Source organism: Paenarthrobacter aurescens (genome assembly GCF_041549525.1).
In the GTDB taxonomy this organism is placed as follows: Bacteria; Actinomycetota; Actinomycetes; order Actinomycetales; family Micrococcaceae; genus Arthrobacter; species Arthrobacter aurescens.
In genome coordinates this window covers 3,772,843-3,787,398 of sequence record NZ_CP157456.1, presented here as the reverse complement: position 1 = coordinate 3,787,398, position 14,556 = coordinate 3,772,843, and the positions used below count along the sequence as shown (strand labels likewise).

Genomic DNA, 14,556 nt, shown 5'->3' with positions numbered 1-14,556 from the left:
AAGGAGTGTTGCTTGAAGCGCAATTGGGAAGGCGTCGTCCTCAAAGTCATGGGCGCCAAGGATTTCACCCTTGAGGTCACCGGAAGCGAGGAGATCACTCCGGACTTCCTCCGTGTGCACGTGCGTGACGGCGGACTCCTGGAGCGCAGCGGCCTGCATCCCACCATGTGGATCCGGCTCTGGTTCAACGATTCCGGGAAGGCTCATCAACGCGCCTACACCTTGGCCAATGCCTCCCCTTCTGAGGGAACGTTCAGCATGGACTTCGCGATGCACCAGGGTGTGGCTGCCGATTGGGCCCGCTCAGTGCAGCCCGGCGACACCATCGATGCCACTGTCCAAGGCAGCTCCTTCGCTTTCCCGCAGCCGGCCCCGCGGCGGATCTGGGTGGTAGGCGATCCCGCTTCCATCCCGGCCATCAATTCACTGCTGGACGAGAGGCAGCGTGTTGCTAAAGGTGCCGCTCCCGTGACGGCGTGGCTTGAATACCAGCACGACGCCGATCCCTCCCTTGAGGTGCGTGCTGCCGATTCCGACGTCGTCACCTGGCTTCCGCGCAAACGCGACGGGGCCGCGCTGGTGGAGGAAGTCTGCGCTGCGCTGACGGCAGAGACCGTCTCCGTTGGAGGGGACTTCTTCTGGATTGCCAGCGAAGCATCCAGCACGCGCGCAATCGTCAAGCACCTGAGGAAAGAACTGGGCGTGGACAAGCACCGGATTGATGCGTTGGGATACTGGAGGGTCTAGCGCTCCGCCGGTTATTCGCGCCAGCTAAGGAAGCCCTTTTGCCCCTCCGGCGGCGTCAGCACCACGTCGCGTCCATACTTCTTCCTGGCGTCAGCCCCGGAGAAGGCGTCAGGGACGATGCGGACCGCTTTGGTGACTTTGCCGTCCTTCAAGAAGACGAAGAGTGCCGGTGACGCGGTGTAGCGGCTCTCCTTGGTGAGGGGCTCACCAAAAGCTTCCTCAATGTCCTTTGCCGGGGTTCCTGACGTGACAAAACCTGCTTGGTCCCAGTCAAAGTCCGTGGCATCGGCCAGCTTGAGCGCAGTGCCGTTCGTAGCGGACTCCAAAACCTGATTGTTGAGGTGGTCGTTCGTTTCGGGCATGACGGATCCTCCGAGGGAACAGGCGGCCAAGGCGCAGGCCAGAACCAAGATGAGCAAGCTGGTCAAGGTGACGCGGGGCGCCCCGGTCTTGGGGCGGCGTCGTAAGTTCTTGGCGGAAGGAAGACTCACGAAGTAGTCCTGGACTCGTCGTTGAACTCCGGATCTTCGCCAGGCGCGGGCTCGGCATTGCCGGCGTCGCCCGTCTGGTCCGCAGGGATCTGGTTTGACGGGTGCGGCAACAGGTCCGGCCCCACCACCACAGTGTCTCCGTTATTGACGGCTTCCTCGATCAAGTCTGCAAGCTCCTCAGCACTGGCATCCGGGTTGGCGATGGCCACATTGCGACCAACCTCATTGTTGTACAGATCCATTGCTTCGCGTGGAGCGGGGTTTCCGGGGAGTTGCTCGTGGGCTGTGGCGTAGTCCTCAGCCCAGTCAGCGCCGAACTCCTTGACCATGAGGGCGTTCCAGTAGGCGTGGCGGAAAGCGTCGTTCTGGTCATCGTTGCGGTCTTCGCTGGGGAAGCGCTCATCGGCAACACTGAAGGCGTCGTCGTGGATGCCCTTAAAAGCGTTCAGCTCAAAGGGGCCCAGGCCGTTCAGCAGTTCCGCTTCCTTCTCGGTAACCACCCTCTGATCCGTCACGAACCGCAACGGATCCCAATCGCCGGGCCAGTTGGTGGTCTCGGCATCGCTGACTTGGTACTGCTCCAGGATTTCCTGGGGTGTGGGCTGGGCGGGGTCTGTGGCCTTTGTTGTGGGATCATTCGCCGGTTTGGCAGTGTCGCCGGAATTCCCTGAGCCGCCGCTGCCTGAGCCGCCGCTGCCGCCGCTCCCGCTGCCGCTCCCGCTCCCTGTGGACGCGCTCGACTGCTCGTCCGCGTTGGTGAGCACAGACTTGGACGCTTCTTCTATCCCTCGCGAGGTCCTTTCAAGAAGCGGACGTAAGTGGCCCTGCCATTCGGAGGCGAAGCGTTTGGCGTCCTGTCCGTGCCAGTAGCCACCCTGCGCAATCAAGGAGTCGAGTTCCCGGGCGCGGGTTGTCAGCAGCGAGGCCCCGCTGGCAAGGGTATTTGAGAGTGCTTTGAGCTGATCGACGTCGGCGCCGTAGAAAGGCATATTTCCCCCTGAGCTTTCCCGTCCATCCTTCGCCAACTCCAATGCGGGCACAATGGGGAGCTCTGCCCTTGTGGAAAACTGAGGGAAAGCGTTCGCTCAAGGTGAGCAGCCGGCGTCGTGCTTTATATCGCACAGAACGGGTACCGTGTGATGTAGACCGCTGAATCAGCGATTTGCCCTTCACTTCTAACTCACTTGTGATATTTTTTTGGTATGACGCAACCTACCGCCGAAAATGTAGGCCTCCTGCTCCGCGACGCCCGTGGCGAAAAGGGCTGGACGCAGGGGCAGCTGGCTACTGAGCTGGGAACCAGCCAGAGCGCAATCGCCCGGATGGAACAGGGAAAGCAGAATCTCAGCCTCCGGATGATCGAACGCCTCGAAGCTATTTTTGGGCGTTCCATCGTCAAAGTGGGTAAGCCGCAAATGACCCACCTCCGTGTGGAGGGTGGCCGCACCCTCTCCGGTGAAGTGGACGTTAACAGCAGCAAGAATGCCGGCGTGGCCCTCTTGTGTGCAAGCCTCATCAACCGTGGCACCACCACCCTGCGTCGGCTGGCACGGATTGAGGAAGTCAACAGGATCGTTGAAGTCCTGACCTCCATCGGTATGGAATGCACTTGGCTCAACGGCAGCGACCTCCGCATCCGACGCCCCGAGGTCCTGGATCTGGAGTCCATGGACGTGGACGCTGCCCGGCGCACCCGCAGCGTCATCATGCTGCTGGGTCCGCTCCTGGATGAAACCAGCGAATACCTCCTTCCCTATGCCGGTGGCTGTGACCTCGGAACGCGCACCGTGGAACCCCACATGCAGGCGCTTCGCCAGTTCGGCCTTGAGGTAGAGGCGAAGTCCGGTTTCTACTCCGTGACTGCCCCTCCCGCCGACGATCTCAACCGCTCCTTTGTCCTCACCGAACGCGGCGATACCGTCACGGAGAACGCCATCATGGCGGCCGCCCACCGCGAGGGCACCACCATTATTCGCAACGCCAGCCCCAACTACATGGTGCAGGACCTTTGCTTCTACTTGCAGGGACTCGGCGTGGAGATCGAGGGCGTCGGCACCACCACGTTGAAGATCACCGGACGCTCCGCCATTGACGTGGACATTGAATACTTCCCGTCTGAGGACCCCATTGAGGCCATGAGCCTGATCACCGCGGGGATCGTCACCAACTCCGAGGTCACCATCCGCAGGGTGCCCATCGAGTTCATGGAAATCGAACTGGCCACCCTGGAGCAGATGGGCCAGAAGCTCGAAATTTCCGGCGAATACATGGCACGCAACGGACGCACCCGGCTGGTGGACGTCACCACCAAGCCTTCGGAACTCCACGCGCCGCAGGACAAGATCCACCCCATGCCGTTCCCGGGGCTGAACATTGACAACCTGCCGTTCTTCGCCGTGATCGCAGGCAACGCCGAGGGCCAGACCATGATCCACGACTGGGTTTATGAGAACCGTGCCATCTACCTGACGGAACTGAACAAGCTGGGCGCCCAGGTGCAGTTGCTGGATCCGCACCGGATTTACGTCAACGGACCCACCAAATGGCGTGCCGCGGAGATCGGTTGCCCGCCGGCACTTCGCCCGGCTGCTTGCCTGCTCCTTGCCATGCTTGCTGCCCGTGGCACGTCCGAGCTCCGGAATATCTATGTGATTGAGCGCGGCTACGAGGACCTTGCCGAACGTTTGAACACCATCGGCGCGAAGATCGAGTACTTCCAGGACTAGGTTCGGCCAAAGTGCGGCCGGTCCTGTTCTTGAGGACGTCCCCGCGCGAGGACTCTGGCCCTGCCCTGTCCTGGCCGGGACTCCTGACGCAGAATGAAGCATGCGGACTGTCGGGGTTGAGGAAGAGCTGCTCATTGTCGATCCTGTGACGGGTGAGCCACTGGCCCTCGCGGACGCGCTGCTGGCCGGTCACCATGAACCGGCAACCACAACCGGTCTTGGCCACGAGCTCAAGCTGGAGCAAATTGAAACCCAAACCCGCCCGTGCCACAGTCACAGTGAACTCCTGGAGCAGATCCGCCGTGGCCGTTCCATGGCCAACGAGGCTGCCCGCCGGCACGGAGCACGCATTGCTGCGATGGCCACCTCGCCCTTGGCTTCGAACACGCACACCACTCCGGACCCACGGTATGCGGAGATGCTGGACCGCTTCGGCATCATAGCCACGGAGCAATTGACGTGTGGATTCCACGTGCACGTCTCCGTGGAGTCGCCGGAGGAAGGGGTGGTGGTCCTGGACCACATCCGGGACAAACTCGCTGTGCTGACGGCACTGACCGCCAACTCACCCTACTGGCGGGGCCTGCCCACCGGATTTGACAGTTACCGGACGCAAGCCTGGAACCGCTGGCCGACATCCGGCCCGTCAACCATTTTCGGCTCGCTGACGGCGTATCGACGCCTCGTCAAACGTCTCTTGGATACGGGCGTGATCCTGGACGAGGGCATGATCTACTTTGACGCCCGCATCTCCCGGGACCACCCCACCGTTGAAGTCCGGGTCGCTGACGTCTGCCTTCGTGCTGAGGACGCGGCACTGATAGCGGTGCTGGTGCGGGCCTTGGTGGAGACGGCTTCACTGGAAATGCTCGACGGCGTGGAACCCACCGCGGTGCCCACGGCGATCCTGCGGATGGCCAGCTGGCAGGCCAGCAACTCAGGTCTGCGCGGAGATCTCCTTGACTTTGGCGACTTCCTGCCTCAGCCAGCAGCCGAGGTGGTGTGGGCGTTGGTTGATTACCTGAGCCCCGTCCTGGACGACCAAGGGGAGCTGGAGCTGGTCAAAGAAGGGATCTCGGAGCTACTGCAGCGGGGAAACGGTGCGCGAGAGCAACGGGAAGCCGCGGACCGTTACAACACAAGGCGTGGCGACGGGCAGAGGCAGCCGGGAAGTCCTCCGAGCAACGAAGCATTGGCCGCCGTGGTTGGGCATGCTGCGAAAGTGACGGTCCGCGGGGGTGCGGCCGGGGCGCATCAGGACCGTTCGCCCTTACTGTCCCGGGTCCGGAGACCGTAGCTTTCTTCCGGCTCCTCCCACGCCATCAAATATGCTCCCGCAAGCCCCTCAACCAGGTAGAAAGCGAACGGCGGAATGTCCTTCTTGGCTACCAGGATGGCGCCGTAAATGGGTGCGGAGGCCGCGGCCGTGATTCCTATCCATCGTTTGGCAGGCAAGGAAAGCAGGCTGCCGCCGAGCGCTGCCAAAGCCACAACATGCAGCCCGGAATACGTCAGGAACGGGGCGTTGGATCCACGGCGGTAGGCAAAGCCCTCAATATCAAACGCCCGCCGGGCAAGGCTGGAGACGAAAAGCGGGGCACCTGCCAGCAGTGCGGCCGCAGCGGCGAAAGCCCACTTCTTCGCCCTCCTGCCTGAGGTGCCCGAGTCCGGAATGGAGCGGGCGAACGCTGCGAATCCCACAGGCACTGCGGCGGTTCCGGCAGCGGTAAGGTGCTGCCCCGTGATCCAGCCGCGATGCCCTGCCTGCAGCATACGGAGGCGCTCGGCGTCGTCGGGGGTGATGTAAACCCGTGAGACGGGCGAGATGCCGACGAACCACACCACCGTGCCGGCAACAATGACTGCTCCGGCACGGCGATAGGGATGGTTCCCGCTCATGGCAGCAAGGTTAGACCTGTTTGAGGGCCTTCTCCAGATCCGAGATGAGATCCTCCACGTCTTCAAGTCCCACGGAGAGGCGGACCACGCCATCGGAAAGCCCGATCGCCGCCCGACCTTCAGGCCCCATGGCCCTGTGGGTGGTGGTGGCGGGGTGGGTGATGAGTGACTTGGAATCGCCCAGGTTGTTGGAGATGTCGATGACGCGGAGGCCGTCGAGCAAGGCGAACGCAGCCTCTTTTGCTGACCGCCCGGCCGAGGGGGACAGTTCGAATGTCAGCACCGTGCCGCCCGCCTTCATCTGCTTCGCAGCAAGCTCGTACTGCGGGTGGGACTTGAGCAACGGGTACTTGACCCAGCTGATGGCAGGCTGCTGCTCGAGCCACTCTGCGATCTTCAAGGCGGACGCCGAGCTGTGGTTTACGCGCAGCCCTATTGTCTCAAGGCCCTTGGTCAGCACCCAGGCATTGAACGCGGACAACGAGGGGCCGGTGTGCCGCATGAGTTGCTTGACCGGACCATCAATGAATTCCTTGGTGCCCAGGATCGCGCCGCCCAGGACACGTCCCTGGCCGTCGATGTGCTTGGTACCGGAGTACACGATCACATCGGCGCCCAGCTCACCGCAGCGTTGCAGCAGGGGAGTGGCGAATACGTTGTCCACCACCACGGTGGCCCCGGCGGCATGCGCCAGATCACTGACCGCGGCGATGTCCACGATCTCCTGCATGGGGTTGGAAGGTGACTCGAAAAAGACCGCAGTAGTGGGCTCGGAGAGGGCTTCGCGCCACTGGTCCAGGTCCGGGCCGTCCACGAACACCGTATGGACGCCCCAGCGGGGCAGGATCTCATTGAGGATCACAAAGCAGGATCCGAACAAGGACCGGGCAGCTACCACGCGGTCGCCGGCAGCCAGGAGAGCGCCCAAGGCGGTGAAGACCGCAGACATCCCTGAGGCCGTGGCAAAGCATGCCTCGGTTCCCTCGAGCAGCCGCAGCCGCTCCTGGAACGTTGCGACGGACGGGTTGCCGTAACGGGAGTAGACGAAGCGCTCGTCCTCACCGGTGAAGGCACGCTCGGCCGCAGCGGCGGATTCATAAACGAAGCCTGAGTTCAGGAAAACGGGTTCGGACGTTTCCTGGAAGTTGGTACGGTCAAGGCCACCGCGGACGGCCTGGGTGTCAGGGCTCCAGCCGGCGGCGTCAGGATTGAAGGTCACTTACTCGGTCCCCAGATTCGTAGGCAGGCCACGGTTCTTCCAGCCGTTGACCGTGCGTTCGCCGTAGCGGTCCGGTTCGCCTTCAAAACCTTCCAGGACGTTGTAGGAGGTATAGCCGGCCTGCGTTGCGGCAATCGCGGCGGAGATGGAGCGCTGGCCGGAACGGCACAGGAACACAAGTTCAACTGAATCGTCCTCGGGTGCCTGCTGCCGCAAGTCCTCGATGAAACGGGAGTTGGGGATGCCGCCGGCGAGGTTCCACTGGATGAACAAGGGATCGTTTTCCGTGGCTTTGGTGTCCGGGATTCCGATGTGGGCCCATTCACCCTCGGTGCGGACATCCACCAGGATGGCGCCCTGTTCGAGCTTGGCCCACGCATCGTGCGGGGTCAGGTCACCTGCGTAGCTCATGCGTGGCCCTCGAATGCTTCGTTGTCTTCGTAGTTCTCAAGCTGGTCAACTGCACTGGCCACAGCGGCATCGGCATTGGCGATTGCGGCGGGCAGCACGATCGCTTGGGCCACAATGACGTCCGTGCCATTGAAGGTGGCTGCGGGGCTGCCATGGAGCACGTAGCCCTCGGCCAGGGCGTTGTGGATCCGCTCACAGAAATCACGGGTGTCAGGGCCTGTGATCAGGCGATAGGAAAGTTTTTCTTCAGTGGGTTCAGGCATAGCTGGTGCTCCTCAGTCACGCTTGCAGTTCGAGTTGTCGATACGCCGAGTAGTCACCTGAGGCACCCCGCCGGAGAGAGGGTTGCCGACCAGCAAGTCAGGGCTTTGCGCTGGTACTCATTACTCAAGAAAAACGTAACATCCACGGGCCTCGGGCTGCACTTGCGGGCTGTTGTCCGGCCGTCATGTTGCGTAACCGGCGGCTTCTTCATACTTTGTCCTTCAACTCACGGACGGCGGCACCCACCGTGGGGAAGAAATGGTCGGGCGTGAAACGGGCGGCTGTGCCAAGCCGGATCAACTTGTCCTTGACCGGTCCCTTCAGTTCGGCGAACACGAGGTCCACACCTTTGCTGGCCAGCCACTCGTCCAGCGTGACGAGGTCATCCAGTGCCGTGGTATCAATCCCGGTAATGGGCTCTGCGGCGAGAATAACGTGGGTAACCGGTGCTGAATTCCCCTCCGGGGCTTCGTCAAACTGTTCGCGGACGAAGGCGGCCAGAACCTGCCCGTTGCCGAAGAAGAGAGGCGCATCAAAGCGGAGGATCAGGAGTCCGGGGATGCGGGCGCCATCAGGATGCCGCTCGAGGTCGTGGTACCCGGGGAGCCCGTCTTCAGCTCCGAGTTCTGTCCGGTACGGATCCCAGGCCCTGCGGACAAAGTCCAGAAGTGCCAAGGCTATGGCCACCACGATTCCCTGCAGCACACCGACGGTAAGGACTCCCAAGAATGCCGCCAGCATCACCACTGATTCGCTGCGGCTCAGGCTGAGGAGCCGTCTGACGCCGGAAGGGTCAGCCAAGGCAATAGCAGCGGCAATGACCACCGCGGCCAGCGTTGCCGAAGGCAGGTATCCGGTAACCCCGGGTGCCAGGAGCATGAAGGCAAGGACCAGCACGGCACCAACCACCCCGGTCATCTGGGATTTGGCACCGGCGTCCACCGCCACAGGGGTGCGGGAGGTGCTGCCGGAGATGGGGAATCCGCCCAGCAGTCCGGTGGCCGTGTTGGCTGCCCCCAGCGCAGCCATCTCCCTGTTGCCCGAGACTTTCTTTCCTTCCTTGGCTGCCAGCGACTGGGACAGGACACCGGTGTCCGCGAAGGCCATAAGGGCAATGCCTGCGGCTGCGGGAAGCAGCGCCAGAGCATCCGCCCAGCCGATTCCTCCGAGCGCCGGCATTGGAAGCCCCTGAGGCAGGACGCCGGTGACCTTGACGTCGTCGTCCAGGCCCAAAACAGCTGTGGCAACGCACGAGCCAACCACCGCCAGCAGGACGCCCGGCACTTTCCATTTCAGGAGTCGCGGGATCCAAATGAGGGCAAGTGAACCGACGCCCAACAGCAGCGCAGCGATGTTGACCTCCCCGCCCAGCAATCCGGTGGTGACCTTTGCAAGCTTCTGCCAGATATCGCCGTCGGCCTCTATCCCCAGAAACGCCGGAAGCTGCGATAACGCCACCAGCAACGCGATTCCATTCAGGTACCCGAGCCTGATGGGTTTGGACAGCAGCCCGGTGATGGCGCCCAGTTTCAGCGCTGAGCCGGCGATCATGATGATCCCCATCAACACAGCCAACAGCCCGGCGAGGGCCACCGCCCTTTCACTGTTCCCGGCCGCGAGCGGCACAATAGCGGCAGCGATCATGGGCGCAAGGGAGGAATCCGGCCCCAAAACCAGAATGCGGGAAGGGCCCACCATGGCGTAAACCAGCAACGGGACAATGGTGGCGTAGAGCCCAGTGACGGGTGGAAGGCCCGCCGCCTGGGCGTAAGCCATCCCGGCGGGAACCAGCAAGGCAAAGAGAGCAGCACCCGCCACGGCATCATGCCGCAACCATTCGAGCTTGTACCCTTTGAGCGCCCAGATGTCCCCGAGACGGTCCTTGGCAGAGGTGCGGGTGGCTGAGGTCATACAGAGATCATTCCGGACCGGTGCTGTTTGCGGAACAAGGCGGACCCCTTATGTGGAAAATCCCAACCGTCAGGAGTCAGGCCCAAATATGACGTCCCGGGAGCATAATTGACCCAGTACGACCCCCTGTAACTTCGCATGAAATCAGGTCGCGGTGAACGGACATAGCGGTTCTACACTCAAGCCCATGCTGCATTTTGGATGGTTTGTGGGCCACGGGTTCGGTGTCCAGGGCTGGGGGACTCCCGGCTATGCTCTGGGCTACGACTGGAAGAAACCCGCCCTGTATCAGGACGCTGTGCGGGCCTTCGAGCAGTCCGGGTTGGACCTGTTCATCATTGAAGATTCCCTCACCGTTCCGGACACCTATGGCGGCACGGCAGAGGTTTCCTTGGCTCATGCCTCTTTCGCCCCTAAGCATGATCCGTTGGCGCTGGTCCCGTACCTTCTCTCAGCCACCGAGCACCTTGGGATCGTCCCGACAGTCAGTGCCTCCTTCTACCCGCCATTCACAGCCGCCCGGCTCCTGGCCACGCTGCAGCACTTTTCCGAAGGGCAGCTCGGCTGGAACGTTGTGACCTCCGGCAGCGACCTCGCCGCGCAGAACTATGGGCTGGACCAGCAGATTGAGCATGATCTCCGGTACGGGAAAGCGGAGGAATTCGTGGACGTCGTCAGGAAGCTTTGGCGCAGCTGGGAACCGGGCGCCGTGCTTGAGGATGTTGAAGCCGGGGTGTTCGCGGACCACAGCAAAGTGCACCCGATCAACCACGACGGCGAGTTCTTCAAAGTCCGGGGACCCCTGAACACCGCGCCTCTACCCGAAGAGCCAGTGTTGGTGCAGGCCGGTGCCTCTCCCCGGGGTAAGGCCTTTGCCGGCGGCAATGCTGATGTAGCCATTGCCTTGGCCCGTGGCGTGGACGGCATGAAGTCCTACCGGGATTCGATCCGCGCGGAAGCTGCAAAGGCCGGGCGCAACCCGGACGACGTCAAGGTACTTTTCGTCCTGAAGCCAACTGTTGTGGGTTCCCCCGCTGAGGCCGAGGAGTTGCGGGCCCAGCGGCGGGAACTGAGCCAGCGCGACATCGACAGCCAGCTGAACTCCATCTCCTACCTCTCGGTGATCGACTTCAAGAAGTTCGACCTCGACGCACCGCTGCCCGAACTGAGTACCAACAGCAACCAGGGCACGCTGGAGCACTTCGCCAAAGCGGCCCCGCCGGGTTCAACGCTTCGCCAGATCTTGCAGGCGCGCAGCGGTGGCGCGGGCGACTCGATCATTGGCACTGCCGGCGAAATCGCCGATTACCTCGAGGAAACCGGTTCGGCCGTAGGTGGTGACGGATTTCTTTTCTCCGGCTTTGTGGACCCGGTGACGGTGCACAGCGTTCTGGACAAACTCACACCGGAACTGCGGCGACGCGGCCTGTTGAGGAAGAGTTACGGCAACGGCGGGTTCCGGCAGAACCTCTTGGACTTCTGATGGTGCAGGGAGCATCCAAAACTCTCGTCATCGGTGCCGCCCCCGTTCGTGCCGCCGACGTCGCGCGTGCCGCCCAGGACGCGGGATTTCACGTGGAACTCAACCCGGATGCGTTGTCTTTGCTCGGACGGTCTCGGGAGATCGTAGAGCAGACAGCAGCCTCCGGACAGCGCGTTTACGGACTGAACACCCTCTTGGGATCCGGCCGGGATACCGCTGTGGAGGAGAACTCGCTCCATGCCTATCAGGTGCAGGTTGTCAGGTATCACAACAGCGGGGTTGGCTCGTATCTGGACCGCGCCGCTGCGCGTGCTGTGATCCTCACCCGGCTCATCGGTTTCAGCCGCGGCGGCTCCGGGGTGCGGCCCGAAACCGCAACTTTCTATGCCCACATGCTCAACAATGATGTTTTTCCCGCCATCCCAAGCGAAGGCTCCATGGGGTCCTCGGACCTGACCCACCTTGCCGCCGTCGCCGCTGTTGCCATGGGGGAGGGCGAAGCGTTCAGCGCGGACGGCACCCTGATCTCCGGCGCCAAAGCGCTCGCCGACGCCGGTCTCACACCGCTCGTCCTCGCGCCCGGTGAGGCCCTCGCACTGGTCAGCGCCAACGCCTACTCGGTGGGCGCCGGAACCCTCGCATTGCTCCGGCTGCAGCACCTGGCCGAGCTGGCCGACGTCGTGCTTTCCCTCTCACTGGAGACAATCGCCAGGTACGACGGCGGCGGGAACCTCAGCCCGTTTTCGCCGGCCATCCAGGCGGCAAAGGCGGTGGACGGGCAGCGCGACTCGGCAGCTGCCGTGCGTCACCTGCTGCGTGGCGGGTGGTTGGAAGACGTTCGCCCCGAGGTCTCTGTCCAGGACGCGTTGTCCTTTAGGGCCGCGCCGCAGACCCATGGGGCCTTCAGGGCCCTCGTGACCCAACTCAGCGGTGCCTTGGAAGTGGAGCTCAATGGCCGCGGCGACAATCCGCTGGTTGATGTTGCGTCCGGGGCCATGGTGTCGGGCGGAAACTTCCAGCCGATGCAACTGGCACTTGCTTTTGAAGGCCTGCGGCTGGCGTTGGCGCACGTGGGAATTTCCAGTGAGCGTCGCATTGCCAAGCTGTATCCCCCGCAGCGGGCTATCCGCGCCCGTCATTTGCAATCGGCGTCCGCCGGTGAGGGCCTTGTGCAGGAGGAGTTGCCCGGACTGCTCTGGTACTCCGCCGCCGGGCTGTTGGCCGAGCTGAAGTTCCTGGCAGCACCGGCGACGCTGGGCGCACCAACCCTCTCTGCCGACGTCGAGGACCATTCAACGCTGGCCCCGCTTGCTTTGCAGCAACTCGAAAAGTCGGTGGAGGCCGCTGAGAAGCTACTGGTGATCGAGGCGCTGACGGCGTCGTATCTTTTGCTCGAAGCCGGAGCCGCGCAGCCGCTCGGAAAGGGGACCGGCGTGGTGGTGGGCCGCCTGGCCGATGTGTTGGCGGACCGGCCGTCAGCGCCGGAACTGGTGAAGAGGGCCCGGCGTGAACTGCGTGTGGTGGTCCCGGAAGTGATGGGAGGGGACCGGGGATGACTACCGGGATCCGGAAACATGGAGTGCACGCGGCCGAGCCGGTGACTGACGGGCTGGACGCCTCAGTTCTGGACAAAGTGGGCAACACGCCACTGGTGAAGTTGGAGGCGCTCGGCCGCGGCCTGGGCAGCACCATCCATATCAAGCTCGAATCCGAGAACCCGGGTGGCTCCATCAAGGACCGCACGGCGCTCAGCATGGTCCGGGCGGCCGAAAAATCCGGGGAACTAAAACCGGGGGCCACCATTGTGGAGAGCACATCCGGTAACACCGGGATCGGGTTGGCGCTCATCGGGCACCTGACCGGTCACCCGGTAGTGGTGGTAACGGGCGACACGATCTCCGAAGAAAAGCTCGCCGCGCTGCACAACTATGGCGCCCGCGTGATCCTGACGGACTGGAACGCGCCATCTGAGTCACCTGAGAACGCGCGTGCTGTGGCAGCACGGATAACCGCTGAGACTGCCGGTGCTTGGCGGCCCATGCAGTTCGACAACCCTGCCAACCCCGCCGCGCATTACGAAACAACCGGACCGGAAATCTGGGAACAGACAGGTGGCCTGGTGACACATTTTGTTGCGGGCATTGGAACCGGCGGGACCATCAGCGGGAACGGCCGATTCTTGAAGGAACAGGCGGCCCGGCGCCCCGGCGGTCATGTGGAGGTTGTTGGCGCCGACCCCTACGGCTCGGCCTACAGTGGCGGGCATCCCGGCGAAATCCTGGTGGACGGCGTGGGCAACTCCTGGCCGGAGCCTGAATGGCCCAAAGCATTCAACCGCGCCATTGTGGACCGTTTCCTCCGCATCCCCAACGACGAGGTCTACACCACCGTGCACCGGCTTCTCGATGAAGAAGGGCTCGCGCTGGGTCCGTCGTCCGGGCTCGCCGTCGCAGCGGCCATTCGAGTCGCTCGCGCGGCGGCCCACGGTTCCGTGGTGGTAGCCATAGCCCCCGACGCCGGAACGAACTACATGAGCAAGGCCTTCAACCCGGTGTGGCTGGCAGAGCACGGCATCCGGCTCGCCGCAGACACCCCTGCCGCCCGCGAGTAGGAGCCTCTCTCACGTCCCGCGGGTTTGGCGCGGACCGTCTCTCACGTCCCGCGGGTTTGGGCCGGACCGTCTCTCACTAAGGGTGCACATCTCCCTTGCGCTAGGCTCCAAGCATGCCCGAACAGGAAACAAAACCACGTCTGGCCGGCTATCTGGACAAGCAGCAGCCGGATCTTTACGCAACCCTAAGCCACTACTCACAGCAACTGGTGGACGAAGCTGACCGGCTTGGCATTCCGCGCCGCACCCTGGAACTCGTCAACTACTTGTGCTCGCAGATCAATGGCTGCGCCTTCTGCCTGGACCTTCACCATCGCCGGGCCCTGAAGTATGGCGAGACGGAACAACGGCTGTCTCTCGTTGCCGTGTACAAGGAAGTGCAGTTGTTCGAGCCCGCTGAGGCCGTGGCCATGGAGATTGCGGAGCAGATCACACGTATGAGCTCATCGAGGCCCAGCCCGGAGCTCTTTGACCAGGCGCGCCGGCACTACAGCGATGAGCAAATCAGCGTGCTGTGCATGGCCGCCATTGGGATCAACGCCTTCAACCGGCTGTCCATTTTGAGCGAGCACCCGGTCCGCGTGGCCAAGAAGTAGGTCCAACCGCTGAAAGGGCGTGCGACATCCACCTGCTTTGGCGGCGGGAGCTCGCCGACACACCCCCTGACTGGCGTGTCGGGGAGGTTTGGATGTCAAAGTGGGTGGTGGAGGCCCGCCTGGCCCAGCGCCCTGACCCTGTTTGAAGCGAAATCAGCCCTTGAGCAACCGGGAAAGGTTGCCCAAGGGCTGATCTGC

General features: G+C 63.0%; 14 protein-coding genes and 1 riboswitch. Of the genes, 7 read left to right on the top strand and 7 right to left on the bottom strand.

What is annotated here, in order from left to right:
- Positions 1–12 precede the first annotated feature (12 nt).
- Complete coding sequence (locus ABI796_RS17585) at positions 13–747, top strand: siderophore-interacting protein (protein ID WP_141280499.1); 735 nt, start codon at positions 13–15, stop codon at positions 745–747.
- Positions 748–758: 11 nt separating this feature from the next.
- Here the strand turns inward: ABI796_RS17585 and ABI796_RS17580 are convergent, their stop codons facing one another.
- Positions 759–1,109 (bottom strand): hypothetical protein, encoded by a 351-nt coding sequence (locus ABI796_RS17580; protein WP_141280501.1) that lies wholly within the window; start codon positions 1,107–1,109, stop codon positions 759–761.
- A gap of 125 nt (positions 1,110–1,234) precedes the next feature.
- Positions 1,235–2,227: a WXG100 family type VII secretion target gene (locus tag ABI796_RS17575; protein WP_170224840.1), complete on the bottom strand. Its 993-nt coding sequence runs from the start codon at positions 2,225–2,227 to the stop codon at positions 1,235–1,237.
- A gap of 213 nt (positions 2,228–2,440) precedes the next feature.
- Between ABI796_RS17575 and ABI796_RS17570 the strand changes: the two genes are divergently transcribed.
- Together ABI796_RS17570 and ABI796_RS17565 are read left to right on the top strand one after the other, a co-directional pair.
- Complete coding sequence (locus ABI796_RS17570; protein ID WP_141280503.1) at positions 2,441–3,964, top strand: UDP-N-acetylglucosamine 1-carboxyvinyltransferase; 1,524 nt, start codon at positions 2,441–2,443, stop codon at positions 3,962–3,964.
- A gap of 100 nt (positions 3,965–4,064) precedes the next feature.
- The gene (locus tag ABI796_RS17565; RefSeq protein WP_141280505.1) at positions 4,065–5,261 is read left to right on the top strand and encodes a glutamate--cysteine ligase; all 1,197 of its coding nucleotides are present in this window, start codon (positions 4,065–4,067) and stop codon (positions 5,259–5,261) included.
- On the opposite strand, the gene ABI796_RS17560 is transcribed toward ABI796_RS17565, so the two are convergent.
- From ABI796_RS17560 to ABI796_RS17540, 5 genes are all read right to left on the bottom strand, one after another.
- Positions 5,219–5,863 carry a hypothetical protein gene (locus ABI796_RS17560; protein WP_141280507.1) on the bottom strand — a complete coding sequence of 215 codons (645 nt, stop codon included), beginning with the start codon at positions 5,861–5,863 and terminating at the stop codon, positions 5,219–5,221. The genes ABI796_RS17565 and ABI796_RS17560 overlap by 43 nt on opposite strands.
- A 10-nt stretch (positions 5,864–5,873) precedes the next feature.
- On the bottom strand, positions 5,874–7,082 hold the full coding sequence (locus tag ABI796_RS17555) for an O-succinylhomoserine sulfhydrylase (protein WP_141280509.1): 1,209 nt from the start codon (positions 7,080–7,082) through the stop codon (positions 5,874–5,876).
- Entirely contained in the window at positions 7,083–7,493 is a 411-nt protein-coding gene (locus tag ABI796_RS17550; RefSeq protein WP_141280511.1) for a rhodanese-like domain-containing protein, read from the bottom strand. It abuts the gene before it with no gap.
- Positions 7,490–7,756, bottom strand: a complete 267-nt coding sequence (locus ABI796_RS17545) for a DUF1737 domain-containing protein (protein ID WP_141280513.1) — start codon at positions 7,754–7,756, stop codon at positions 7,490–7,492. The genes ABI796_RS17550 and ABI796_RS17545 overlap by 4 nt, the downstream gene beginning before the upstream one ends.
- 13 nt (positions 7,757–7,769) lie before the next feature.
- Positions 7,770–7,881: riboswitch (SAM riboswitch) on the bottom strand.
- A gap of 83 nt (positions 7,882–7,964) precedes the next feature.
- Positions 7,965–9,668, bottom strand: coding sequence for a SulP family inorganic anion transporter (locus ABI796_RS17540; RefSeq protein WP_141280514.1), 1,704 nt, complete (start codon positions 9,666–9,668; stop codon positions 7,965–7,967).
- Positions 9,669–9,822: 154 nt separating this feature from the next.
- Between ABI796_RS17540 and ABI796_RS17535 the strand changes: the two genes are divergently transcribed.
- The 4 genes from ABI796_RS17535 (at position 9,823) to ABI796_RS17520 (ending at position 14,358) form a co-directional block, all read left to right on the top strand.
- Complete coding sequence (locus tag ABI796_RS17535; RefSeq protein ID WP_141280516.1) at positions 9,823–11,151, top strand: NtaA/DmoA family FMN-dependent monooxygenase; 1,329 nt, start codon at positions 9,823–9,825, stop codon at positions 11,149–11,151.
- The gene (locus ABI796_RS17530; RefSeq protein ID WP_141280518.1) at positions 11,151–12,707 is read left to right on the top strand and encodes an aromatic amino acid ammonia-lyase; all 1,557 of its coding nucleotides are present in this window, start codon (positions 11,151–11,153) and stop codon (positions 12,705–12,707) included. Before ABI796_RS17535 ends, ABI796_RS17530 begins: the two co-directional genes overlap by 1 nt.
- The gene (locus ABI796_RS17525; protein ID WP_141280520.1) at positions 12,704–13,762 is read left to right on the top strand and encodes a PLP-dependent cysteine synthase family protein; all 1,059 of its coding nucleotides are present in this window, start codon (positions 12,704–12,706) and stop codon (positions 13,760–13,762) included. Before ABI796_RS17530 ends, ABI796_RS17525 begins: the two co-directional genes overlap by 4 nt.
- A 113-nt stretch (positions 13,763–13,875) precedes the next feature.
- On the top strand, positions 13,876–14,358 hold the full coding sequence (locus tag ABI796_RS17520) for a carboxymuconolactone decarboxylase family protein (RefSeq protein WP_141280522.1): 483 nt from the start codon (positions 13,876–13,878) through the stop codon (positions 14,356–14,358).
- The last annotated feature ends 198 nt before the right edge of the window (positions 14,359–14,556 follow it).